The sequence below is a fragment of the Gordonia cholesterolivorans genome (genome assembly GCF_039531975.1).
Taxonomy (GTDB): Bacteria; Actinomycetota; Actinomycetes; order Mycobacteriales; family Mycobacteriaceae; genus Gordonia; species Gordonia sihwensis.
The window spans coordinates 120,368-144,401 of record NZ_BAAARB010000009.1 but is presented as its reverse complement, the minus strand read 5'-3'; the positions used below and the strand labels follow the sequence as shown (position 1 = coordinate 144,401).

The window sequence follows — 24,034 nt, the reverse complement described above, 5'->3', positions numbered from 1 at the left end:
ACCACCGCGACCAGAGGTAAGAGATATGAACCGTAAGACCAAAGGTGCACTGGCCGTCGGCGCGGGGGCGATCCTCCTGCTCGGCGGAGTCGGATCGTACGCACTGTGGAACGACACCGAGGACATCGTCGGCGGCAACATCACGACCGGCGACTTCGGGCTCGACTGCGGCACCGGCGGCACCTGGACCGACGTCTCGCCGACCATGATCGGCGGCAGCGCGATCAATCCCCTCGAAGACCTGATGGTTCCCGGCGACGTCTGGAAGTACTCCGGTGACTGCACTGTCACGGCGACCGGTAAGAACATGAAGGCCACGCTCGGCGTGAACCTCGGCACCACCAACGTGCCGTCTGACAACTTCGTCGTGACCACCTCGGTCAACGGCACCGACACCACCACCACGCCGATCGACGTCACGAACGGGCAGGAGCTCCCCGTGACCGTCCAGGTCGAGTTCAAGGAATCGACACCGGGTACCGAGGACACCAACGCCTCGGTGCAGGTCAGCAATATGAAGATCACACTCAACCAGGTCCGGCCGTCCTGACGGAGAATCGCTGAGCGAAACCCCGGACCGTGACCCAGCGCAGACTGCTGCTCGGAGCCCTCGGAGTCCTGGTGGTGTCACTGATCTTCGGATCGGTGTACACCACCGGGGCTCTGTGGGCCGATGAGGAGACTCGGAATCCAGGCACCATCGAGACGGGCACCATCGGCCTCGATGCACATGGCGACGGAGCGTCGTCCCACACCTTCCCCGCACTGCAGGGAACGAACATCGCGGTCGGCAACGTCACGCAGGCGCCGCTGAAGATCAAGAACACCGGTTCCACGCGGATCAAGTTCCTGCTCGCGAGCGCCGGGCCGTCGATCACGTCCTCCGGTTCGGCGGTCACGGTACGGCTGTCGGGTTCGGTCGGCGGCTGCCCCGGCGGCACGGGGGATCTGAGCGGGGCCTTTCCCGCCACCGACACCACGGGTCCGCACACGGCGATCGCGCCGACGTCCCCGTCGTCATCGGATTGGAAGGTGCTCGACGTCGGCGCCGAGACCACCTGGTGCGTGCAGGCCCAGCTGAAGTCCGTCACCGGCACCCAGCCCGCCCAGTATCAGATCAACTTCGACTTCTCCGTCGGACAGCTGCGGCCGGGGCAGAACCCGTGACCGGCGACGAATCGGCTCGGACCGAGACCGGCGGCTCGGCGGAGGTGGAGCGCACACCGCGTCAGCGAGCACTGCACATTCTGTGGCAGACGGTCAGCTGGATTCTCCTCATCGCGGCATTCGCCGTGCTGTTCACGACCATCGTGATACCGAAGGTCGCCGGGGCGCGGCCGTACTCCGTACTCACCGGGTCCATGCGGCCGGATTATCCGCCGGGAACGCTGATCGTGGTGAAGCCGCGTCCGTTCTCGTCGATCGAGGTCGGCGATGTGGTCACCTATCAGGTGAAGTCGGGACAGCCCGGTGTGGTGACCCACCGAGTGGTCGGATTCGACAAGTCGCCGTCCGGTCAGCCGCGGCTGATCACCAAGGGCGACGCCAACAGCGCCGTCGACCCACCGGTCCGGCCGGTGCAGGTCCGCGGAGTGCTCTGGTACTCGGTTCCGCTTCTGGGCTGTGTCAACACCTGGTTCAGCGGCGCCAAACGCACCCTGACGGTGTTCGTCCTCGCCGGACTGCTCTTCGCTTACGGCGCGTGGCAGTTCTACACCGACTGGAGACAGGAGCGCCGTGACAAAGCCGCCGCCGAAGCGGCCGCGGGGCCGGCGGACGACACTCCGACCGAGACGTTCGCCGCCGTGCACAGCGACGCGCAGACCCAGCCGATCGCCGACGCCAGTGCCGACGATCCCCTTCCCGAGCGACCTTCCTCGAAGGAGCCAGAATCGTGAGACCCGGATGGAAGACGGCGGTCACCTCGAAGAGGGTCCGCGCGCTGCTCGCGTGCGGCGTGCTCCTGGGTACCGGCGCGATAGGTACCTCGGCGCTGTGGTCCACCACCTCCCAGACACTGTCGGGAACGTTCACGACCGGGGTCCTCAAGATCGAGGCGAACGGGTCACACACCGCGACCCTCACCTTCCCGGGAACACTGCTCCCGGCCTACACGACTGCTGCAATGGTGGACGTCCAGAATGTCGGCTCGGTCGCGCTCACGTACGTCCCCTCGGTGCAGGCGACCGGCACTTCCGGCACACCGCCCACCGACGTCGGCCGGTGGACGACACTGAAATCAACAGTCGTCGCCGCGAACGCCACCGTCGGCAGCACGTCGACCGGCACGGTGTGTCCGTCGGGATCGGCCACCCTCGTCTCGGCACAGAACGTCTCCACGGCGAAGACTGAATTCACTGGCGTACCCCCGCGGCCGTTGGCGGTCGGCAGCAGCGAGCGGCTGTGCATGCAGCTCACACTCCGGACCGACACGCCGGCGCAGTACGCGGGCCTCAACCTCGGGTCTGCAGGCAGCGTCGTCTTCTTCTTCGATGCGACGGGATAGCCACGTGAACGACGACGCCCCCACTCAACCGATAACCGCCACGCCGACCAGGCCGGCCGGGCCTCGGCGCCTCGCCGATCGCGCGCTCACCGTGGGCGCGGTTCTCGGTGCACTCTGCCTCCTCGCCACGGTCGTGGCCCTGATCTTCGGTATCCGGCCGCTGATCTTCGAGACCGGATCGATGGCGCCGACCATTCCCGTGGGATCCCTCGGCATCTCGAAGACCATCGACGCGAACCGCCTCGAGCCCGGAGACGTCGCCACGGTCGTGCGCGACGACGGCACACGCGTCACCCATCGCGTAGTATCCGTCGACGCGAAGTCCTCGGCGTCCGCTGAACTGACGATGCAGGGCGATGCGAACTCTGCGCCCGACCCGAACCGGTACATCGTCGCCGACGCACGGCGCGTTCTCTTCACTGTGCCGATCCTCGGGTACGTCGCATCGTGGCTCGCCAACCCGCTCACCCTCACCCTCCAGGCCCTCGCGGTAGCCGCCCTGCTGGCTATCGCATTCGCACCCGCGCGGGGGTGGCGGAACACGAAGATCGCTCATCGGCTGCTCGCCGGCACCGCGGCGGTGACCGTCATCGCCGTCGCAGCCTCCGGCATACACGGTTCCGGGCCGGCTCGAGCCGCGCAGTCAGACCAGGCGACCGCAACCGGCGCGCTGGCCACCGGGTGGGAGGCCGACCCCATCTCTCTGGCCTGTACCGCCTCGAATCCTGGATTCGGACTCTCGAAATCGGTGCAATTCAGCTGGCCCAACGTGGCACAGCCGGACCCGAACCGGAAATTCGTCCTGTCGGTGACGAAAGGCTCGTCCACCGAGGCTGACACTTTCCTGACCAGTGCTTACCCCGCAAACTCGACCATCACCAAGGACATCACAGGGGGCAGCTTCTGGACTTGGCTCTGGGACCTGCTCTTCGGCGGCGGCGACACCGTTCTAACCATTTCCCTGCGGGCCTACGATTACCTTTTCCCGTCGCAGCGGACACTGACCGTCCAAGTCCAGTTCCACGCCGCGCGACTTCTCCCACCGGCACTGCCCTACTTCGAGTGTCTCTCGCCGTCATCCGTCTCGCGGGCCGCACCCACGGCGAGCCCGAGCGGTTCCGCGACCGCTTCGACCTCCGCAGCCCCGTCGAGCTCCGCGGCCCCCTCCACGTCTGAGTCCCCGTCGACCGCTCCAGGGTCGTCGGAGTCGAAGCCGGCGCAGCCGTCCACCACCGACAGTCCGAGCGCCACCCCCGAACTTCCGCCGGGCGGAACGCTCACCTCGTCCGGACAGTTCGCGTTCTACGACGACGGCGGCGCGGTGACGATCCGGGACGCGACCTCGACCGAGGTGGTCTACCGGGGCAGCTTCCCGTCGTCGAGTTCGGTGCGCTGGCTGCCGCAGAGTGAGCGGCTGGAGATCACCGAACCCGACGGCACCGTCGTCGTGGTGAGCCGCTCGGGCGGGGTCTGGAGTGAGGCGCGCACGCCGCCGCCGACCACCGCTGCGCCCAACGCTCCGTCCGCGGAGGCCCCGGCCGCCCAGCCGGAGACCTCCGTCGAACCGGTTCCGGTGGCTCCGGCCGGCTGACCTCCGGCGGCTGATCGGCAGCCGCGGTGAGCCGACCCCGGATCGGCCGAGGCGCTACTCTGCGCTGGTGTCCTCGCCCCGGGCGGCGGCCTTCTTGCGCTCGATGTCGGCCAAGGCGCGTTCGAGTTCGGCGCGCTGCTCGGCGCCGGCCTCCCACGCCTCCTTGCGGTTCTTCACCATGCGGGCGGGCGTCCCGACGGCTATCGCGTAGTCGTCGATCACTCCGCGCACCACCGCATGGGCACCGAGCACACAGCCACGCCCCACGGTGGTGTTGCGCAGCACCGTCACCTTGGCGGCGATCCAGGTGTCCGGGCCGATTCGCACCGGTCCCTTGACGATGCCCTGGTCTTTGATCGGCAGGTCGAGATTGTCGGTGACATGGTCGAAGTCGCAGATGTAGCACCAGTCCGCGATCAGCGTCGATCCGCCGATCTCGAGATCGAGATACGAGTTGACGACGTTGTTGCAACCGAAGACGGTCTTGTCCCCGATGCGCATGCTGCCCTCGTGGCAGCGGATGGAGTTGCCGTCGCCGATGTGCACCCAGCGCCCGATCTCCATCCGCGACAGTTCAGGCGTCGCGTGGATCTCCACGTTCTTGCCGAGGAAGACCATGCCGCGCAGCACGATGTGCGGGTTCGCCATCCGGAACCTGGCCAGACGGTAGTAGCGCACGAGATACCACGGTGTCCACGCGCGATTGCGCTTCACCCAGCGCAGCGAGTCCATCGTCAGGAAACGAACCTGCTGCGGGTCGCGGCGGCGTCCGGCACGCCAGCGTGAACGATAGGAGGCGTTCCACATCGTGGTCATGAAGACACACAGTAAACGACGGTCTCCGACAGACCTCCGCCAGCGGACGATTGGCCTGGTGACACGACACGATAGAGTCGTGCGCGGGCGCGACGGCAGTCGCGCATCTCGACCAGATCGGAGCACGATGACCCAGGCCGCACGCCGACGTATGCGCGCGATCCTCCGCACCGCCGTTCTCGGGGCGCTGACCGCGCTGATCGTCGCCTCCTGCTCCGACGGTCACCTGGACGTGCGGTCGGTGCCCGCGGCGGGCTGGTCGTCGTACGGCGGCAACAATGCGAACTCGAACTACAGCTTCGCACGACCGCCGGCCGACCTCGAACTGTCGTGGACCCGGCCCACCGGAGGCCCGGTGACCAGTCCGGTGACCCTCAACGGCGGCGGAGACGTCGTCGTCAGCGCACGGACGCCGGTCGGTTGCAACTTCCTGGTGCTCGACTCGCGAGCGGGACGGAAGAACTTCTGCAAGCGCATGGCCGACGGCTTCTGGGGCAACGCGGCCGTCGTGGATCAGTTCTCGCAGCCGTACATCGGAGAGCCGGGCCGGTTCCTGGCGCTCACCGGCGGCGGAGCGATCCGCTGGCGCAAGGACGTGGCCGGAGTACCGACGTCGGCCAAGTTCGTCGGCCCCGGCCACGTGCTGGTGACCACGTCGCTCGGCCAGGTGACGATCCTCAATTCACAGAACGGCGATCTCGCGATGCCGCAGGCCGAGCTCTGGTCGGCGCCCGCCGCCGACCCGTTGACCGGGCTGGGCGACTGCGTGAGCGGCGGGCCGGGATGCGCGATCTCCGCGCCCCCGGCCGTCGACTGGGCGCACCAGCGCCTCTTCCTCAACTTCTTCCCGCAGGGCGCGAAATCGTCGCAGGTGAAGGCGCTCTCGTACGCCCGCCAGGGCGACCACCAGGCGATCACCGACCAGTGGGCCACCGATCTTCCCGGCGGTGTGGTCGGCCCTCCCACCGTGTCGGCCGACGGCAAGACCGTCTACGCCTTCAGCAGGGACGGCCGGATCAACGCACTCGACGCGTCCAACGGCGCGGTGAAGTGGACCCACGACAACGGCGGATACGGGTTCGGCACCATGTCCGTCTCTCCCGACGGACTGATCATCCCGGCGGGCACCATCGGCGCCCCGCTGGTGATCTTGCGCGACGCCGGCGACAGGGCCGAAGAAGTCGTTCGCCGCGACGACCTCCAGACGACGGGACTGTCGAGCATGACCGCGGCGGGCACCGCGTGGACGGTGGTCCGCACCGGCGCCGACCAGAACCTCGAATTGATGGAGATCGACACACGCTCGGGCGCTACCGAACGCACACTGCCGATGCCGGACGCCAAGGGATTCGCGACGGGCGTCGCGGTCTCGCCGACCGGCCGCCTGGCGGTCGCCACCAATATCGGCGCCGTGTACTACTACAGCCCGAAGTCGACGTCTTAGCGCCGGACACCCGGCTCGCACAGGAACGCGGTCCCCGACCGACCGATGCGCGTCATGATCAGCGCAAGAGGTCGGGAGCCCTTGAGCTTCAGCCGCTTTCGCAGACGGTCGGGGTCCACGTCGAGCCCCCGGACCAGGATCTCCAGACTCCCGCAGTCGTGCGCCGCCAGTGCGCCCCGAAGGTTCTTCTCCGAGACCCCCAGCTGGTCGAGCACCCGGAAGCCGCGCTCCCCCGCGGGCACACGGCCACCGGTCAGGTACGCGATCTGCGGGTCCAACTGCCGCAGCCCGTGTCGGTGGGCGTAGTTCCGCACCAAACCGGCGCGAACCACCGCGCCGTCCGGATCGATGATCCACTCGTCGACTCCCGGCGGATCGATGTCGTCGGGATCGGCACTGGTGATCTCGTAGTCTCGGCCGGCTGAGCGCAGGACGGTCGCTCGGCGGCGCGGCTGCGTCACTTCGCTCCACAGACATGCCTCGCGGACGCCGCCGTCGAGCGAGACGATCTGGACCTGGCCCTCGAAACCGAACCGATCGCGCAGCAGTCGGTAGTCGAGCCCCGGGGCGCATTTGACGACCAGCTCGCGTCCGGCGTACACCGCGAGCAACTCCAACAGCGGCGGATCGAGTTCGTCGAGCTTGAAGGTTCGGCCACGCGCATTCCTGCGCGCCGGGTCGGCGATCACCACGTCAGCGTTCGACACCGGCGCGAGGGCGTCGGCGCGCGCCAGCAGCCACGGCGAGCGCCGCTCGTCGCCCAGGGACATGTTGTGGTCGGCCATCGCCAACCGGACCGGATCGACGTCACTGCCGATCACACCGGCGATGCCGCTCGTCACCGACAGCGCCATCATCTCCGATCCGATGGAACAGGTCACGTCGTGCACGACGGCTCCGAGATAGCGCGCCGCGATGTCGGCCGCCCGGTGCTCGGCCACGGCCGCCGCCGTGGCCTGCTGGACCGCGGTGTCGCTCGCCAGCAGCTGATCGGCGTGAGCCAACCGTCCGGCGGCCCTACGGCGATTGAGGACGGTCTCGACGAGCGCCGGCGCGCGGTCGCCGTACCGGGAGCGCAGATCGGGCATCTCACGCAGCAGCGAATCAGGAGTCAGGGCCATCGCGGACGCGTTCTGGAGGGCCTTGTCGCCGTACCGGGAACGCAGGTAGTCGACGTCGTCGATGCTGAACTCGTAACCCACAGCGCAACCCTAGTCGGTGCGATAACCGGTATAACCGGCACCATGACATGGAGCGAGGAGTTCGTGACACGGTCCCGTATCCGGGAGCAGAATCCGGACCCCGACTGGCGAGCCGGCAGCCGACTCCCGTCACCGGTGATCCGGAGTCTGCAACGGTTCCAGGTGGGCGAGAGCGGCGACGGCGCTGCGCTGATCCGGCTTGCGGAAGCAACCGGCGATCCCGACTACGCCGCGGCGGTTCGGATGTTCGTCGCCGAGGAACAGAACCACGCGCGCATGCTGGCCGAATTGCTTCGGGCAGCCGGGGCGCCGACGATCGCCGGGCACTGGTCCGACCGCGTGTTCGTCGCGACGCGGCGCGCCCTCGGACTGCGGAGCGAACTGCTGGTACTGGCGACCGCCGAGCTCATCGCACTGGAATACTACGGCGCGCTCGCCGCATCGTCCGACCCTCTGCTGCGCGAGGTCTCGTCGCGGATCCTGGACGACGAACGCCACCACGTCCGCTTCCAGGAACGCCGGTTGCGCGAGGCGTTCGCGCCCGCACCGCGATGGGCGCGCAGGCCGGCGGGCGGCGCGTGGCAGACCTTCGCGACCGTCGTGATCGCGGTGGTGGCATTGGACCACGGGCCGGCGCTGCGCGCGATAGGCACCACGAGGCGGGATTTCTACACGCGCTGCCGTCGGCTGATGACCGACTTCCGGGTGGCGGTGTTCGACGGCGCCGGGCCGCCATAGCGATCACCGCCCGGCTCCGGCCCCTCGCGGAGGAGGTCGCCGATGCCGAGCGGTGCGTCGATCGTTTGCGGAGGGTGCCCTACTTCTCCGGCTTCACTCCGGTGATCAGAACGTTGTAGAAGAACTTCGGCGGAACCAACTTGCGGAGGACGTTCTCATCGAGCCAGGTCATGCGCTTCCAGCCGCCGAACGCGAAGCCCGCCCAGCCCCAGCCGAGCTTCTCGGGCGGCACCGCGGCCTCGAAAGTCCGGACCGGCCAGCCGAGCATGGCAGCGGCGAGTTCCTCCGCGGCCGACTCGACCTGGACCGCACCCGCGCTGGTCGCCAGTCGCTCCAGATCCTCGGGCGAGAAGGTGTGGATGTCGACGACGGCCTCCAGTGCCGCCGCGCGCGAGCTCTCGTCGAGTTCCTCCTGCGGCCGGCGCCACGACTTGAGCGGCCCGAACTTCGTGATATTGGTGGTGGCCCACCAGGTGGCGCGGCTCATCCACCGGGCGTAGAAGTCACCGTACGTCGAGGGCTCGCCGGCGAAGACGAAGCGGCCGCCGGGCTTGAGCACGCGCAGCACCTCCCGCAACGACTTCTCGACGTCGGGGATGTGATGCAGCACCGCGTGGCCCACGACCAGATCGAAGGTGTCGTCCTCGTACGGGATGCTCTCGGCGTCGGCGACCCGGCCGTCGACGTCCAGGCCGAGGTTCTCCGCGTTGCGCAGCGCCACCTTCACCATGCCCGGCGACAGATCGGTGACCGAGCCCTTCTCCGCCACACCCGACTGCATCAGGTTCAGCAGGAAGAAGCCGGTGCCGCAACCGAGTTCCATGGCCCGGCCGTACGGCAGCGGCGCATCGGGAAGGATCTTGTCGAGACGACCGCGGGCGTAGTCGATGCAGCGCTCGTCGAAGGAGATCGACCACTTCTCGTCGTACGTCTCGGCTTCCCAGTCGTGGTAGAGGACCTGCGCGAGCTTGGTGTCCTTCAGCGCGGCCTCCACCTGCTCGGCGGTGGCATGCGGATTGGGTGCCGGGTCCACTTGATCGGCGGCGTCGACGCCCGTGGGGGACGGATCGGCGGGGTTCTGGTCGTCGATGGCGGTCATTGTCGGGTCTTTCCCTACTTTCCGGTGAATTCGGCTTTGCCCGGGCCGTTGGCTACGAACGACTCCATGCCGATGGTGCGGTCCTGCGTCGCGAACAGGGCCGCGAAAGCCTGTTCTTCGATCTTGAGTCCGGTGGCCAGGTCCACTTCGAGACCCGAGTCGACGGCGGTCTTCGCGGCGGCGAGGGCGGCCGAAGCCGCTCCGGAGAACTGGCCCGCCCACTTCAGCGCTTCGTCGTACACGTCGTCGGGTGCCACCACCTGGTCGACGAGACCGATCCGCAGAGCTTCCTCGGCACCGACGAACCGACCGGTGAAGATCATGTCCTTGGCCCGCGAGGGACCGATCAGCCGCGCGAGCCGCTGCGTGCCGCCGCCTCCGGGGATCACTCCGAGCAGCACCTCGGGCACGCCGAGCTTGGCGTTGTCGCCGACGATGCGCCGATCGGCGCCCAGCGCCACCTCGAGTCCGCCGCCCAGCGCGTAACCGGTGATCGCCGCGACCGTCGGCTTCGGGATCTCGGCGATCGCCCCCAGCGCCCGCTGCAGACGTCCGGCGACCTTCTGCATGTCCGAGAACGACATATCGTTCATCTCTTTGATGTCGGCGCCCGCCGCCAGCACCTTGGGCCCGCCGTAGATGACGACGGCCTTGACGTCGTCGCGCACGCTCGCCTCGTCGGCGGCCGCCGCGAGCTCATTCTGGACCTGACGGTTCAGCGCGTTCATCGGCGGACGGTTCAGCAGGATCGTCCCGACGCCCGGATGTTCCTCGGACGTCTCCAGCGTCACAAACTCAGCCATGAGGGCAGGCTACCGGTAAGTCAGGTCGTCGACCCAACCGGGCGGTAAGCATGTGACACCTGAACCCTCCCGAGAGGGATTAGTGTTGCCGCATGGGTGACGAAGCCGTCGTACTGCAGGTTCCCGGGCCCGACGGGTCGGTTCGCGACGTGCGGGTGAGCAGCCCCGACCGTGTCTATTTCGCCGATGCCGGACTCACGAAGCTCGACCTCGCGAGGTACTACCTGGCCGTCGCGGACGGCATCACCCGCGCTCTGTACGAACGGCCGTGCATGCTTCACCGCTTCCCTCGCGGGACGGCGGAGAAGAAGGTCCACCAGAAGAAGCTCCCAGCCGGTGCGCCCGACTGGGTGCAGACCGTCGACATCTTCTTCCCCCGGTACTCGCGCACCGTCCACGAACTGTGCGTGACCGAGCCCGCGGCGGTGCTCTGGGCCGTACAGATGGCGACTGTCGAGTTCCACCCCTGGAACTCGCGGCGCTCGCACGTCGAACAGCCCGACGAGTGGCGGATCGACCTCGATCCGATGCCCGGCGCGGACTTCGCCCGCGTCCGCCGGGTGGCGCACGTGGTCCACGAGATACTCGACGAACTCGGCATCCGCGGATTCCCGAAGACGTCCGGCGGGCACGGACTGCACGTCTACGTTCGCATCGAACCCGAGTGGGGATTCGGCGACGTGCGCCGCGCCGCACACGCCTTCGGTGCCGAAGTGGTGCGACGGCTGCCCGGCGACGCCACGGTGACGTGGTGGCGCAAGGACCGCGATCCCGACGCCGTCTTCATCGACTTCAACCAGAACGCCAGGGATCACACGATGGCCGCCGCGTACTCGATCCGCGCGAACGCCCGCGCCACGGTCTCGGCGCCGCTGCGCTGGGACGAGATCGACGACGCCGAGCCGGACGACTTCACCGTCGCGACGATGCCCGCCCGCTACGCCGAACTCGGCGACCTTCACCGCGCGATCGACGACCGCGCATTCCGGCTCGACCCCCTGCTGGAGTGGGCCGACCGAGACGGACTCGCCGGCGAGTAGCACCCGCGCCGGATGCCGCGCCCCTCTCCGGCTACGACGCGGTGTCCCCGAGCCGTTCCATCCGGCCGTCGGCGAGCGAGGCGAGGTACTCGTCGGAGTCGGCGAAGCGGAGCCCCTGGAGTCCTGCCGGGTCGGCGATGGCCGGTTCCACCGGCGCGATGACGTGCTCGGCGGCCATCAGTTCGGCGACCGTCGCGTACCGGGCGACCTCTCGGAGCTGCGACCACGTGGGCGGGAGCAGAAAGTGCCGCCCCGCCTCCCAGTCGGCCAGCGCTCGCTCCGCGGTCTGCCACTCGGTAGCGGCCGCCTCCGAGGTCTCGCCGTCGGCGTTCTGCCCGGCGGGGAGTTCCGCGAGGAAGAAGCGGGTGTCGTAGCGGCGAACCTCGTTCTTGGGGGTGATCCAGTGCGACAGCGGCGCGAGCAGATCGGTGCGCAGCACCAGTGCGTGCTCGTTCAAGAACTGCGCGAACGAGATCTCCTTGTTCACCAGGCGGGCGCGTTCACCCGCCAGGCTCGCCGGGTCCGGATGGACGGCGTCGGCCGACCCGGCAAGGAGCACCCCGCATTCCTCGAAGGTCTCGCGGACCGCGGCGCACACCAGCGCCCGCACGGTCTCGACGTCGGTGCCGAACTTCTCGCCCCACCAGTCCACGTCCGGGCCCGCCCACGCGATCTCCGCATCGCGGTCGCGATCGTCGACACCGCCGCCGGGGAACACCGTCATCCCGCCGGCGAACGCCATCTGCTTGACCCTGCGCTGGAGGAAGATCTCGATGCCGTCGGCGGAGTCTCGGACGAGGACGACCGTGGAGGCGTCCCGCAGCGGCACCGGGGCCGAACCTTCTTCAGCAAACATGCACGTTCCTTCGACTGAGCGATCATCTGCGACCGAACTTACGCTCGGTCGGCCGGATTCAATACTCGCATACCCAAGAAACGCCGCATCGATATTCGGCGGCCCGGTCGGGTCATTCCCCGCGACGGTGACCGCCCGCTCGGCGTGCGCGACGAGCGAAGTAACGGCCGTCGTCCCGGGTGAGCGCGATGTTCTGGCGGAAGGTCGCCGTGAGGTTCTCGGCCGTGAGCGCCTCGTCGAGCGGACCCTGTGCGGTCACGGCGCCCTCGGACAGCATCATGATGTTCGTGAAGCCCGGCGGAATCTCTTCGACGTGATGCGTGATCAGCACCAGCGCCGGGGAATCCGGATCGGATGCGAGCACACTCAGCCGGTCGACGAGTTCCTCGCGCCCGCCGAGATCGAGTCCAGCGGCCGGCTCGTCCAGAAGCAGCAGTTCCGGGTCGGTCATCAGACCTCGGGCGATCAGCACTCGCTTGCGTTCGCCCTCCGACAACGTGCCGAACGTGCGATCGGCGAGGTGTTCGGCGCCCATCGACTCCAGGATGTCCGCCGCCTGCGCCCGGTCCATCTCGTCGTACTGTTCGCGCCAGCGGCCCAGCACCGAATAGCCTGCCGAGATCACCAGGTCGGAGACGAGTTCGTCGCCCGGCACCCGGGCCGCCATCGCCGAACTCACCATGCCGATCCGGGTCGACAGCTCACGCACGTCGGTGCGGCCCAGCCGCTCGCCCACCACGAACGCCTCACCGCGGGTGGGGAAGTCCATGGCCGCGGCCATCCGGAGCAGCGACGTCTTCCCAGCGCCGTTGGGCCCGATGATCACCCATCGCTCGTCGAGCTCCACCTGCCAGTTCACCGGGCCGACGAGCGTCTTGCCGTCACGCACCAGGGAGACGTCGCGAAAATCGATGAGCAGGTCGGGGTCAGCAATCAGTTCGGTCACGTCTCCATGGTGCCGGATGCCTCACATCGCCGGTGCGGCGGAATACAAAGACGCCCCGCACCGCTGAACCATCAGTGACCGATTCCGTCGTTTCCGATCCCTCAGACGCTGTCTCCGATCCCTCAGACTCGCCGGCCGATTCCCGCGCCGCGCGGTCCCGCGTCCCGTTCTCCCTCCTCGACCTCGCTCAGGTGGGCCCCGGCGAGACCGTCGCCCAGTCCCTCGCGCACTCGCTCCGGATGGCGCAGTTCGCGGACCGGACCGGTTACCGGCGGATCTGGTACGCCGAGCACCACAACATGCCGGCCATCGCGTCCGCAGCGCCCGCGGTCCTCGTCGCGCACATGGCGGCCCACACCTCCCATATCCGTCTCGGCGCCGGCGGCGTGATGCTGCCCAACCACTCGCCGCTGGCGATCGCCGAGCAGTTCGGCACCCTCGCCGAGCTCCATCCCGGCCGCATCGATCTCGGCCTCGGGCGTGCGCCGGGCGGCGATCAGGCCACGTTCACCGCGCTCCGACGCACTCCCGCGGCCGCAGAGAACTTCCCGGGCGACGTCGTGGAACTCCAGCGCTACTTCGCGGGTTCCTCGGTCCACGGTGTGGTCGCGACCCCGGGCGCGGGCACCGGTGTCCCGCTCTACATCCTCGGATCATCACTGTTCGGCGCCCAGCTCGCCGCGGCCCTCGGTCTCCCCTACGCCTTCGCCTCGCATTTCGCGCCGCAGGCCCTGGAACGGGCAGTGGAACTCTACGTGCGCGACTTCCGGCCCGCACCGCTGCCCGACGGCGGACAGACCGAGCCGTACGTGATGGCGGCCGCGACCGTCATCGCCGACGACGACGTCGACCGCGCCTACGAGCAGCTCCGATCGGCGAAACTGCAGCGGATCAAGTTCCTCTTCAACCGCGGACGTCACCTGAGTGACGCGGACGCCGCCGCTCTGCTCGACGGACCGCAGGGCGCTCAGGTCGACGAGATGCTTCGGCTCGCCGCGGTCGGCACACCCGACGACGTCCTGGGCCGACTCGATCGGTTCGCCGAGCGTATCGGCGCCGACGAATTGATCCTCGCCCCGCTGGCGGGCGATCGCGAGGTGTGGTTCGGCACCGTGGAGAAGTTGGCCCCGAGCGTCTGAGCGGTCCGGCTCCGCTCGCCGTGCGGCGGAGCCGAACAGCTCACGGCCGGGCTAGTTCGGCGATCACGGTCATCGACCCGGGCGCGATCTCGGTGAAACCGGCATCCTGCACGGGGACAGCGTCGCCGGCCGCGGCGGCGTCGACGAGACGGGCCCAGTGCTGCGGTCCCGGCAGGCGGACGTCCAGAGGACAGCCCTCCGCATACCAGTCCGCGGTCTGCGTCTCCGACATCAAGCGGACTCCCAGCATCGACGCGTGACCGACCTGTGCCGCCGTCTTCCCCACCGTCATCTCGAGGCCCGGATTGACCCAGAGGATCAAACCGGCGGAACCGTCCACCGGCGCATCGTCGCCCGGTAGCGGGCCGTCGACCTCGGTGCCGCCGATCTGCAATTTCGCGATCCGCTTGTCGACGTCGCCGATGCGGCTCGGCACATACGCCCGAGCCTGCACGCCGCTCACGGTCGCGGTGACTCCCGGTACGCCTTGAGCCGCCTCCCATTGGGCGCCCCGTGCGCGTCGGGCGATCTTGCGGATCCGGGCATCGCACCAGGCGTCCATCGGTGCGGCCCACTCCCCGCCCGCCGCGACACGAGGGTCCAGACAGAGCAGGACGACGGCTCGAGCCGCCGACACCAGCAGCGAATGGCGCTCGGGTGGGTCCTTCTTCTCGATGTGCAGGACCATCTGCATGGCCTGTACGTTCTGCGGGTCCTCGGGATCGTCGTAGGCACCCTGGTACGACACCAGGCGCCGGTACTGATCGGTGACGGAGACGCTCATCCGATCAGTCGATCGGCACGCGTCGCACCACGCCGTCGCGACTGTCAGCCGCCTCCACCTCGTCGCGGGTGACGCCGAGCATGAACAGCACGGCGTCGAGGTACGGATGGTCGAGGGTGGTGTCGGCGACCTCGCGGAGCGCGGGTTTGGCGTTGAATGCGATGCCCAGGCCGGCGGCGGTCAGCATGTCGATGTCGTTGGCACCGTCGCCGACCGCGACGGTCTGCTCCATCGGGACGCCCATCTGTTCGGCGAAGGCGGCCAGCGCGCGAGCCTTGCCCTCTCGGTCGACCACCTCTCCGATCACCCGACCGGTCAGCTTGCCGTCGACGATCTCCAGAGTGTTCGCGCGCACGAAGTCGAGTTCCAGCTCTCCGGCCAACGGCTCGATCACCTGGCGGAAGCCACCGGAGACCACACCGCAGTGGTACCCGAGGCGGTTCAGGGTGCGAATGGTGGTGCGCGCGCCCGGAGTCAGTTCCAGGGACGACGCGACCCGGTCGATGACCTCCGCGTCGAGGCCCTCGAGTGCCTTGACCCGCTCGTGCAGCGACTCGGCGAAGTCCAGTTCCCCGCGCATGGCGGCCTCGGTGACCGCCGCGACCTCGGCTTCGCGGCCGGCCTTGGCCGCGAGCATCTCGATGACCTCGCCCTGTATCAGCGTCGAGTCGACGTCGAAGACGATGACGCGCTTGGCACGCCGCGCCAGCCCGCCGCGTTCGACCGCGACGTCGATCGGGTACTTCGCCGACACCGCGCCCAGCCCCTCGCGGATGGCCGCGTCGGAGTCCTCGGTGTCGACGGCCTTGATCATCAGCTCCAGGCCGGTGAGCGGGTAGTCGGCCACTCCGCGGATAGAGTCGATGTTCGCGCCCTGACGATGCAGTTCGGCGGCCACGGCCTGGAAGGCCTCCGCGGAGATCGGGCGGCCGAGGACCACGACGGCGTGAGTGGAGGCGGCCTGTTCTCTGCCGTGCGGATCGAGGTCGATATCGACGTGCATGCCGCGGTCGGCCATCTGCGCGGACACCGCGTCCTGCAGGTCCTCCACATCGCCGTCGGCGGTCACCAGTACACCGAGGGTCAGATGATTGTGAATCACGACCTGCTCCACGTCGAGCAGATCGACGCCCACCGACGACAACGCCCCCATCAGGGAGGAGGTGACGCCGGGATGGTCGGGTCCGCTGACGGTGATCAGAATGGTGCGCTTCGCATCGCTCGTTTCCACACCGCAATTATGGCCGCCACCGACGACGCGTTCCCAGGCAGGTCCACCAACGACGATCAGGCCCGTCCGAGCGAACTCGGACGGGCCTGATCTGGTCGCTGTCGCGACGTCAGTGCTGGTTGCTGCTGCCCCAGCCGACATGGGCTTCGGCGCGCATGCGCTCGACCATGTGCGGGTAGTGCAGCTCGAACGCCGGGCGCTCCGAACGGATGCGCGGCAGCTCGGTGAAGTTGTGCCGCGGCGGCGGGCAGCTGGTGGCCCACTCGAGGCTGTTGCCGAAGCCCCACGGGTCGTCGACGGTCACGACCTCGCCGTAGCGGTAGCTCTTGAAGACGTTCCACACGAACGGCAGGGTCGACAGGCCGAGGATGAACGCGCCGACGGTCGAGACGATGTTCAGCGTGGTGAAACCGTCCGACGGCAGGTAGTCGGCGTAACGACGCGGCATGCCCTCGTTGCCCAGCCAGTGCTGGACCAGGAAGGTGACGTGGAAGCCGATGAAGGTCAGCCAGAAGTGCCACTTGCCCAGGGTCTCGTCGAGCATGCGACCGGTCATCTTCGGGAACCAGAAGTAGATTCCCGAGAAGGTCGCGAACACGATCGTGCCGAAGAGCACGTAGTGGAAGTGCGCCACCACGAAGTAGGTGTCGGAGATGTGGAAGTCCAGCGGCGGGCTGGCGAGCAGAACACCGGTCAGACCACCGAAGAGGAAGGTGACGATGAAGCCGATGGCGAACAGCATCGGTGTCTCGAAGGTGATTCGGCCCTTCCACATGGTGCCGATCCAGTTGAAGAACTTCACACCGGTCGGAACCGCGATCAGGAACGTCATGAACGAGAAGAACGGCAGCAGGACCGATCCGGTCACGTACATGTGGTGCGCCCAGACGGCGACGGACAGCGCCGCGATGGCCAGCGTCGCGTACACCAGGCCCGAGTAGCCGAACAGCGGCTTACGGGAGAACACCGGGAACACCTCGGACACGATGCCGAAGAACGGCAGGGCGATGACGTAGACCTCGGGGTGACCGAAGAACCAGAACAGGTGCTGCCACAGGATCACGCCGCCGTTGGCCGGGTCGTACAGATGCGCACCGAACTGCCGGTCCACCTCCAGACCCATCAGCGCCGCGGTGAGCAGCGGGAAGATCAGCAGGATCAGAACGCTCGTCACCAGGATGTTCCAGGTGAAGATCGGCATGCGGAACATGGTCATGCCGGGTGCGCGCAGACACACGACGGTGGTGATCATGTTGACCGCACCCAGGATGGTGCCCAGACCGGCGACACCCAGGCCCATGATCCACAGGTCGGCACCGACGCCCGGAGCGTGAACGGCGTCAGTCAGCGGGGTGTAAGCGGTCCAGCCGAAGTCGGCGGCGCCGCCCGGAGTGAGGAAGCCGCCCAGCGCGACCAGGTTGCCGAACAGGAACAGCCAGTAGCCGAGCGCGTTCAGGCGGGGGAAGGCGACGTCCGGCGAGCCGATCTGCAGAGGCAGGACGAAGTTCGCGAAACCGATCACGATCGGGGTCGCGTACATCAGAAGCATCACCGTGCCGTGCATGGTGAACAGCTGGTTGAACTGCTCGTTCGACAGGAACTGCAGCCCCGGATGCGCCAACTCGGCACGCATCAACAACGCCATGAGACCGCCGACCAGGAAGAACCCGATGCAGGTGGCGATGTACATCTGACCGATCAGCTTGTGGTCGGTCGTCGTGATGAGCTTGTAGAAGAACGAGCCCTTGGGCTGGACGCGGGCCGGATACGGCCGCTCCGCCTCCACCCGGGTCGTCGGTTGGTCTACCGCGGTCACAGATTCCTCCTCCTCGGCGCCGATTGCGGGCACCGGGCCTGACGGCCCAAAACTCTGCTGTCGTGCCAACTCTGGCGCTAGCGCTACGTACTGATCGTAAACCAGACCGGCGCACCGTTCCGACCGGGTCCTACGATCTGTCGTATTACCAAGATAGACCGCGTTCGTCGCCGCAGGTAGCCCCATTTCACGGCGAGCCGCCGATGCTAGCGTAGGCGGGTGTTCTCCATGCTTGCCCGCTCCCCGCGGCGCTGCGCCGGTGCCCTGGCGACGGCGGTCGCGCTGACCGTCGGCCTCGGCGCCTGTGCCGCCGACGACGACGTCCTGCGCACGCCCGACGGCTCGGTCATCTCCACGACGGTGACCCGGATCGCCGAGGTGAACATCGTGAATCCGGGCCGCGACTACGCCAAGACCTGTCTGGCTCCCACCGCACCCGACCCGGGCCTCGCAGACGTGGCCAGGATCGTCGTCACCGATCCCGCTCTCCTCGACGCGCTGTGCGCGCTCGGCATGGGCGCTCAAGTCACGGGTGTGACCGCGCCGGCCGGGTCGGTCCCGGCCTATCTGGGCCCGCAACTGGCCTCGGTTCCGGCGCTCGGCGACGCACCGGCGAGTTCGGCCGTGCGCACCGCCGCCCCCCAGGTGGTCCTGACCTCGCCGGAGACGCGGCAGCGCCTCGACGCGTTGCGCGGTACCGGCGCGCTCGGCACGGCCCGAATCGTCACCGTCGATCCCGCCTCCGACTGGCAGGCGGCCTTCCGCGCGGTCGCGGCGGGCGTCAGCCGGACCGGGGCGGCGAATGCTCGTCTCGACGAATTCACCACCGAGGCGCACCGCGTGGGACGCGTGATGGACGCACCCCACAGCGAGGTCTCGCTGGTCCGTTTCACTCCCGACGCGGAGATGATCGAGGGCACCGGTTCCTTCGGTGCGCAGATCATGGCGACGATCGGGGTCGCCCGGCCCGCCGCCCAGCGCACGCCCGAGGCGGTGCCCGCCACCGACGCCGACTTCACCGACGCCGACGCCGACCTCATCTATGTGAGCTACGAGGGGCCCGAGGGTCTGGAGCGCGGCAAGCGCGTCCTCCTCAGCGATCGTTGGCTAGACATGGGCGCGCCCACCTGGAACCGAGTCCTCTCCGTCGACGACACCGTCTGGTACGGCACGTCCGGACTGGCAGCGGCGTGGCTGGTGCTCAACGACGTGAAGGTCTCCCTCAACAGCAGTTCCGCGGGCTGATTCCGCCGGTCCGGGCCTCGCGGCGCTCCCGACATCGCCGATGTCGTACCGCTGAGCTACAACTGGTGCCATGACAGCGATCGCCGTGGCCGAGCAGCACAGCCGGGCACCGCTGCGCATCCGCTGGGTTCCCGGGCTCGGGATGGCCGTGTGGCCCGATGCGCCGACCGAACCGGGCACCGTCTTCGGCGACGCGGTCGAGGTCCCCGCGGCGCTCACCGATCTGGTGTCACGCAAGCGGCTGCGGCACACGGTGGAGATCGCCGAACCCGACGGCACGCGCCGGTTCCTTCCGGCATGCGGACTCGGCATGGCGTCGGCTGTCGAGTTCCTCGATCGCTGCGCCCATCTCCGCGTCGGCGGCGACATCGCGTACTACCGTCACCTCCTCGCCTGCGTACGCCGCTATATCGCGTCAGGCGCCGTCGCGCCGAGCACCTGTCTGGTCGGCGGGGTGTACGAGGTGCGCTGGGTCCCGGTACCCGGGGCCGCGTGGCACAGCTGGCTGTCGATCGCACAGGACTCGGCGCCGCCCGCGCTGGCCACCCGGGGAGCTGTCACCGACTTCGTCGCCGAGGCCGTCGACCACGAGTGCCGCCGGCTCCTCGCGGCAGCGGAGGTGACGTCGCCGATACCGCTCATCGCCGGTCTGGCGCAACGAGCGCCCACCGATCTCGGTGGCGAGATCGGACCGCGCAGCGCACAGGCCTGGCACGACTGGGTCGGCACCGCCGGTCCGGGACGCCCCGCACTGGTGATGCGCCTTCACGTACCTCCGGACGAGCCCGACGAGCCGCTGATGGCGCCGGAGCAGGTGCGCTGGCGCCTCGAGGTCTGCCTCCGCAGTCCGAACGGTGAACTCGTCCCGGTGGTCCCGCACCGCCTCGATGCGCACGAACTCGATGCCGTCACCACCGAGCTCGCGACAGCGGTCGGCGCGTTCGGCGAGCTGAGCCGCGCCGAAGCCGATCCGCACAGCCTCGACTATCTGCTCACGACCGCGGTGGTCGACGAACTCCTCGCCCGCGGTGCCGCGGACCTCCAGGCGGCGGGCGTGAACGTCCTTCTGCCGTCGTCGATCGCGGCCGTCACCCCCTCGCTGTCGATCCGTTCACAACAGACGCCCGGCGGCGGAGCCCGGCCCGGATTCGTCGGCCTCGACGAGATCTCGGATTTCGAGTGGCGGCTCGCTCTCGGCGACGCCCCGGGCTCCCGAGAGCTGTCATCGTCCGACATCGAGGAACTCGCTCAGCAGAGCGGCGATCTCGTCCGGCTCCGCGGCACGTGGCTCCGCGCCGAAGGCGCCGCACTGGGCCGCGCCGCGGCCTTCGTCGCGGCCCAACGTGCGCTGGCGCCCGGCGACCAGGCGCCCACGATGGCCGATCTCCTGGCTCTGGTGACCGAGCGCGACGACACCCTTCCGGTTCCGGTCACGACGGTCTCCGGCCTCGGCTGGCTCGACGACATCGCCGCGGGCGGGACCATCGTGCCGCCGTCGATGCCCCCGCCGTCGCGTCTACGCGCCGAGCTTCGTCCCTACCAGCAGCGCGGACTGGAGTGGCTGACCGCGTTGGGCGCCATCGGGGCAGGCGGCGTCCTCGCCGACGACATGGGTCTGGGCAAGACCGTGCAGGTGATCGCGCTGCTCACCGCCGGCCGCGAGCGCGACCCGGAATCGGATCCGGCTCTGGTGGTGTGCCCGATGTCGGTCATCGGCAATTGGCAACGGGAGTTGTCGTCGTTCGCGCCGCATCTGCGGGTGGTGGTCCATCACGGCACCGGCCGATCGACGGAGCGGATCGCCGAGAACCGTGCCGACGTGGTGCTCACCACGTTCGCGACTCTCGCGCGCGACCGTGATGCACTGGCGGCGTTGACATGGAAGGAACTCGTCGTCGACGAGGCTCAGCACGTCAAGAACGTCCACACCGCGGCAGCGAAAGCGCTGCGCGCCGTCTCGGCCGCCCAGCGGGTCGCGTTGACCGGGACCCCGGTCGAGAATCGGCTGGAGGACCTGCGGGCCGTGATCGATCTGGTGAATCCCGGCATGCTCGGCACCGCCTCGAAGTTCCGGGCCCGGTTCGCCGAACCCATCGAGCGCGACCGGGACGCGCGAGCCGTCGCCCGGCTGTCGGCCGTGACCAAGCCGTTCATTCTGCGCAGGGAGAAGACCGATCCGACCATCGCTCCCGATCTCCCGGAGAAGACCGAACTGATGGTCCGCACCAACCTGTCCAGTGAGCAGGCAGGCCTGTATCAAGCCGTTCTGAACGAATTGCATGAGGCACTCGCCGATACCCAGCAGGGCGGCCCGCGCCGTCGGACGGTCCTCGCTGCCCTGACCCGGCTCAAGCAGATCTGCAATCACCCGGCGCACTACCTCGACGACGGCTCGGCCATGCTGCGGCGGGGCCGCCATCGATCCGGCAAGGTCGAACTCCTCGTCGACGTCCTGACCACGCTGATCGCCGAGGGCGACCGCGCGCTGGTCTTCACCCAGTTCGCTGCGTTCGCCGACTTGCTCTCGACCTGGCTCGAACCGGTCCTCGGCGCCGCCGTGCCGGTCCTGCACGGCGGTGTCACCCGCAGCGGGCGTGACGAGATCGTCGAGCGGTTCGCCGCCGAGGACGGTCCGCCGGTGCTTCTCGCCACACTGAAGGCCGGCGGAACGGGCCTGAACATGGTGGCGGCGAATCATGTCATCCACGCCGATCGATGGTGGAATCCGGCGGTGGAGGATCAAGCCACCGACCGTGCTTACCGGATCGGGCAGACGCGCAATGTGCAGGTCCGGAAGTTCGTGTGCGTCGGAACGCTGGAGGAACGGATCGATGAGATGGTCGCGGCGAAGCGGGAACTGTCGCGCCTGACGGTCAGCACCGGCGAGTCGTGGCTCACCGAGCTCGACGACGACACCCTGATGGATCTGCTGGCTCTGCGCGAGGAGGCTGTCGCCGAATGAGATCGGAGCGTCCATGAGTCCCGGCAGACGGCGGACGAAGGCCGCAGTCCGCGGCTACGGCATCACCGGCTGGTCGCGCGCCTTCGTCGGCGTGGTGGAGTCGGGTGCCGATCACCGCCGCATCACCGGCGCCCGTCGATACTTCCGGGAGCGGCACGTCGAAGGTCTTCGGATCGGGCACGGTGTGGTGACGGCTTCGGTGCGCGGCAGCCAGCTCGACCCCTTCGACGTCCGGCTCGAGATGCGCACCATTGACCCGGAGACCGTCGTGGAACTGCTGCGCCGAACGGGCAGCACCGACGACCTGCTCGACCTCGCCCGCGGTGAGCAGCCGACCGGACTCGGCGAATTGATCGCACCCACCGAGCCGGCCGACGTGACGTCCGACTGCAGTTGCCCCGACGACGCTCCCCGATGCACCCATGTCCTGGCGGTGTCGTTCGAGGTGGCGGCGGAGATCGACCGGCGTCCCACCACGCTGCTGACAGTGATGGGCACCGACCTGCCCGAACTGCTGGCGGTGGTGCAGGACGGCGACCGACACGCGGCGGTGGGCGACGACGATCCGCTCGTCGCCGACGACCCCTACGGGGACCACCGTCTGCCGCCCGCTCCCCCGTCGTTTCCCGCCGTCGACCCGCTCTCCGACCTCGACCCGACGGCCCTGCGGCAGGCGCTGCGCGCCACCGGGGTGCCGCTGACCGAGGTCGGCGAGGCCCTCGACGACCTCACGACGTACTACGACGTGCTGACCGGCCGGCGCTGACGGGCGCCGGACCGGCCGCAAGAGGTCAGAAGTCCCAGTCCTCGTCTTCGGTGTTGACAGCCTTGCCGATCACGTACGAGCTGCCCGATCCCGAGAAGAAGTCGTGGTTCTCGTCGGCGTTCGGCGACAGCGCCGACAGAATCGCCGGGTTCACGTCCGTCTCGTCCTTCGGGAACATCGCCTCGTAGCCGAGATTCATGAGGGCCTTGTTGGCGTTGTACCGAAGGAACTTCTTGACGTCCTCGCTCAGCCCGACCTCGTCGTAGAGTGCCTCGGTGTAGTCGGTCTCGTTGTCGTAGAGCTCGAACAGCAGCTCGAAGGTGTAGTCCTTGAGCTCCTGACGACGCTCCGGCGTCTCCACTTCCAGCGAGCGCTGGTACTTGTAGCCGATGTAGTAGCCGTGGACGGCCTCGTCGCGGATGATCAGCCGGATCATGTCGGCGGTGTTCGTGAGCTTGGCGCGCGAAGACCAGTACATCGGCAGGTAGAAGCCGGAGTAGAACAGGAACGACTCGAGCAGAGTCGAAGCCACCTTGCGCTTGAGGGGATCGTCGCCACGGTAGTAATCCATGACGATCTGCGCCTTGCGCTGGAGATACTCGTTCTCCTCCGACCAGCGGAAGGCCTCGTCGATCTCCTTGGTGGAGCACAGCGTCGAGAAGATCGCGCTGTAGCTCTTGGCGTGCACCGACTCCATGAAGGCGATGTTGGTCATCACCGCTTCCTCATGCGGGGTCAGCGCATCGGGGATGAGCGCGATGGCGCCGACGGTTCCCTGGATGGTGTCGAGCAGGGTGAGCCCGGTGAAGACGCGCATGGTGAGCGTCTTCTCGTAGTCGGTCAGCGTTCCCCACGACTGGATGTCGTTGGACACCGGCACCTTCTCCGGCAGCCAGAAGTTGCCGGTCAGTCGGTCCCAGACCTCGGCGTCCTTGTCGTCCTGGACTCGGTTCCAGTTGATGGCCGAGACCCGGTTCACCAGCTTGACCGGTGCGCCCTCGGCAGGACTAGTCGATGTCATCGTCATTCCTCATTCGGTGTAGTCGGCGA

22 protein-coding genes are annotated in these 24,034 nt (G+C 68.3%); 12 read left to right on the top strand and 10 right to left on the bottom strand.

Annotated features, from left to right (window positions below):
• Nucleotides 1–25: 25 nt before the first annotated feature.
• Genes ABFX36_RS10530 through ABFX36_RS10510 form a run of 5 tightly spaced genes read left to right on the top strand, consistent with a single transcriptional unit; the run spans nt 26 to nt 4,097 of the window.
• Nucleotides 26–550, top strand: a complete 525-nt coding sequence (locus tag ABFX36_RS10530; RefSeq protein ID WP_006895892.1) for an alternate-type signal peptide domain-containing protein — start codon at nt 26–28, stop codon at nt 548–550.
• A 29-nt stretch (nt 551–579) separates the two neighbouring features.
• Nucleotides 580–1,167 (top strand): hypothetical protein, encoded by a 588-nt coding sequence (locus ABFX36_RS10525; RefSeq protein WP_045537044.1) that lies wholly within the window; start codon nt 580–582, stop codon nt 1,165–1,167.
• Nucleotides 1,164–1,898: a signal peptidase I gene (locus ABFX36_RS10520; protein ID WP_052692368.1), complete on the top strand. Its 735-nt coding sequence runs from the start codon at nt 1,164–1,166 to the stop codon at nt 1,896–1,898. The genes ABFX36_RS10525 and ABFX36_RS10520 overlap by 4 nt, the downstream gene beginning before the upstream one ends.
• Nucleotides 1,895–2,506: a hypothetical protein gene (locus ABFX36_RS10515; protein WP_006895889.1), complete on the top strand. Its 612-nt coding sequence runs from the start codon at nt 1,895–1,897 to the stop codon at nt 2,504–2,506. Before ABFX36_RS10520 ends, ABFX36_RS10515 begins: the two co-directional genes overlap by 4 nt.
• A gap of 4 nt (nt 2,507–2,510) precedes the next feature.
• Complete coding sequence (locus ABFX36_RS10510) at nt 2,511–4,097, top strand: S24/S26 family peptidase (protein ID WP_062366990.1); 1,587 nt, start codon at nt 2,511–2,513, stop codon at nt 4,095–4,097.
• Nucleotides 4,098–4,151: 54 nt separating this feature from the next.
• On the opposite strand, the gene ABFX36_RS10505 is transcribed toward ABFX36_RS10510, so the two are convergent.
• Nucleotides 4,152–4,913 carry an acyltransferase gene (locus tag ABFX36_RS10505; RefSeq protein ID WP_045537040.1) on the bottom strand — a complete coding sequence of 254 codons (762 nt, stop codon included), beginning with the start codon at nt 4,911–4,913 and terminating at the stop codon, nt 4,152–4,154.
• A 127-nt stretch (nt 4,914–5,040) separates the two neighbouring features.
• On the opposite strand from ABFX36_RS10505, the gene ABFX36_RS10500 reads away from it, so the two are divergent.
• Entirely contained in the window at nt 5,041–6,357 is a 1,317-nt protein-coding gene (locus ABFX36_RS10500) for an outer membrane protein assembly factor BamB family protein (protein WP_006895886.1), read from the top strand.
• Here ABFX36_RS10500 and ABFX36_RS10495 read toward each other — a convergent pair.
• Nucleotides 6,354–7,559 carry a THUMP-like domain-containing protein gene (locus tag ABFX36_RS10495; RefSeq protein ID WP_045537037.1) on the bottom strand — a complete coding sequence of 402 codons (1,206 nt, stop codon included), beginning with the start codon at nt 7,557–7,559 and terminating at the stop codon, nt 6,354–6,356. The two genes, ABFX36_RS10500 and ABFX36_RS10495, sit on opposite strands and share 4 nt — an antisense overlap.
• A 63-nt stretch (nt 7,560–7,622) precedes the next feature.
• On the opposite strand from ABFX36_RS10495, the gene ABFX36_RS10490 reads away from it, so the two are divergent.
• Entirely contained in the window at nt 7,623–8,297 is a 675-nt protein-coding gene (locus tag ABFX36_RS10490) for a ferritin-like domain-containing protein (protein ID WP_052692370.1), read from the top strand.
• 79 nt (nt 8,298–8,376) lie between these two features.
• Here the strand turns inward: ABFX36_RS10490 and ABFX36_RS10485 are convergent, their stop codons facing one another.
• Together ABFX36_RS10485 and ABFX36_RS10480 are read right to left on the bottom strand one after the other, a co-directional pair.
• A complete protein-coding gene (locus tag ABFX36_RS10485; protein WP_006895883.1) occupies nt 8,377–9,396 on the bottom strand; it encodes a class I SAM-dependent methyltransferase in 1,020 nt (339 codons plus the stop codon).
• Between the two features lie 14 nt (nt 9,397–9,410).
• On the bottom strand, nt 9,411–10,199 hold the full coding sequence (locus ABFX36_RS10480; RefSeq protein ID WP_006895882.1) for an enoyl-CoA hydratase/isomerase family protein: 789 nt from the start codon (nt 10,197–10,199) through the stop codon (nt 9,411–9,413).
• 92 nt (nt 10,200–10,291) lie between these two features.
• Here ABFX36_RS10480 and ligD point away from each other — a divergent pair, with 92 nt between their 5' ends.
• Nucleotides 10,292–11,239, top strand: coding sequence for a non-homologous end-joining DNA ligase (gene ligD, locus ABFX36_RS10475; RefSeq protein WP_006895881.1), 948 nt, complete (start codon nt 10,292–10,294; stop codon nt 11,237–11,239).
• A gap of 31 nt (nt 11,240–11,270) precedes the next feature.
• Here ligD and ABFX36_RS10470 read toward each other — a convergent pair whose 3' ends face one another.
• A complete protein-coding gene (locus ABFX36_RS10470) occupies nt 11,271–12,095 on the bottom strand; it encodes an NUDIX hydrolase (RefSeq protein WP_062366993.1) in 825 nt (274 codons plus the stop codon).
• Nucleotides 12,096–12,207: 112 nt separating this feature from the next.
• Entirely contained in the window at nt 12,208–13,041 is an 834-nt protein-coding gene (locus tag ABFX36_RS10465; RefSeq protein ID WP_006895879.1) for an ABC transporter ATP-binding protein, read from the bottom strand.
• Between the two features lie 74 nt (nt 13,042–13,115).
• On the opposite strand from ABFX36_RS10465, the gene ABFX36_RS10460 reads away from it, so the two are divergent.
• On the top strand, nt 13,116–14,180 hold the full coding sequence (locus ABFX36_RS10460) for an LLM class flavin-dependent oxidoreductase (protein ID WP_346076230.1): 1,065 nt from the start codon (nt 13,116–13,118) through the stop codon (nt 14,178–14,180).
• Between the two features lie 40 nt (nt 14,181–14,220).
• Here the strand turns inward: ABFX36_RS10460 and ABFX36_RS10455 are convergent, their stop codons facing one another.
• The 3 genes from ABFX36_RS10455 to ctaD form a co-directional block, all read right to left on the bottom strand.
• Nucleotides 14,221–14,964 carry a peptidyl-tRNA hydrolase gene (locus ABFX36_RS10455; protein WP_346076229.1) on the bottom strand — a complete coding sequence of 248 codons (744 nt, stop codon included), beginning with the start codon at nt 14,962–14,964 and terminating at the stop codon, nt 14,221–14,223.
• 4 nt (nt 14,965–14,968) lie between these two features.
• Nucleotides 14,969–16,195, bottom strand: coding sequence for a phosphoserine phosphatase SerB (serB, locus tag ABFX36_RS10450; RefSeq protein WP_006895876.1), 1,227 nt, complete (start codon nt 16,193–16,195; stop codon nt 14,969–14,971).
• Between the two features lie 109 nt (nt 16,196–16,304).
• A complete protein-coding gene (ctaD, locus tag ABFX36_RS10445; protein ID WP_006895875.1) occupies nt 16,305–18,011 on the bottom strand; it encodes an aa3-type cytochrome oxidase subunit I in 1,707 nt (568 codons plus the stop codon).
• Between the two features lie 228 nt (nt 18,012–18,239).
• On the opposite strand from ctaD, the gene ABFX36_RS10440 reads away from it, so the two are divergent.
• From ABFX36_RS10440 to ABFX36_RS10430, 3 genes are all read left to right on the top strand, one after another.
• On the top strand, nt 18,240–19,256 hold the full coding sequence (locus ABFX36_RS10440) for an ABC transporter substrate-binding protein (RefSeq protein WP_278127447.1): 1,017 nt from the start codon (nt 18,240–18,242) through the stop codon (nt 19,254–19,256).
• 70 nt (nt 19,257–19,326) lie between these two features.
• Complete coding sequence (locus tag ABFX36_RS10435; protein ID WP_278124449.1) at nt 19,327–22,218, top strand: DEAD/DEAH box helicase; 2,892 nt, start codon at nt 19,327–19,329, stop codon at nt 22,216–22,218.
• A 13-nt stretch (nt 22,219–22,231) separates the two neighbouring features.
• Nucleotides 22,232–22,984: an SWIM zinc finger family protein gene (locus ABFX36_RS10430; protein WP_278124451.1), complete on the top strand. Its 753-nt coding sequence runs from the start codon at nt 22,232–22,234 to the stop codon at nt 22,982–22,984.
• 25 nt (nt 22,985–23,009) lie between these two features.
• On the opposite strand, the gene nrdF is transcribed toward ABFX36_RS10430, so the two are convergent.
• Entirely contained in the window at nt 23,010–24,005 is a 996-nt protein-coding gene (nrdF, locus tag ABFX36_RS10425) for a class 1b ribonucleoside-diphosphate reductase subunit beta (protein ID WP_039867217.1), read from the bottom strand.
• Nucleotides 24,006–24,034 lie beyond the last annotated feature (29 nt).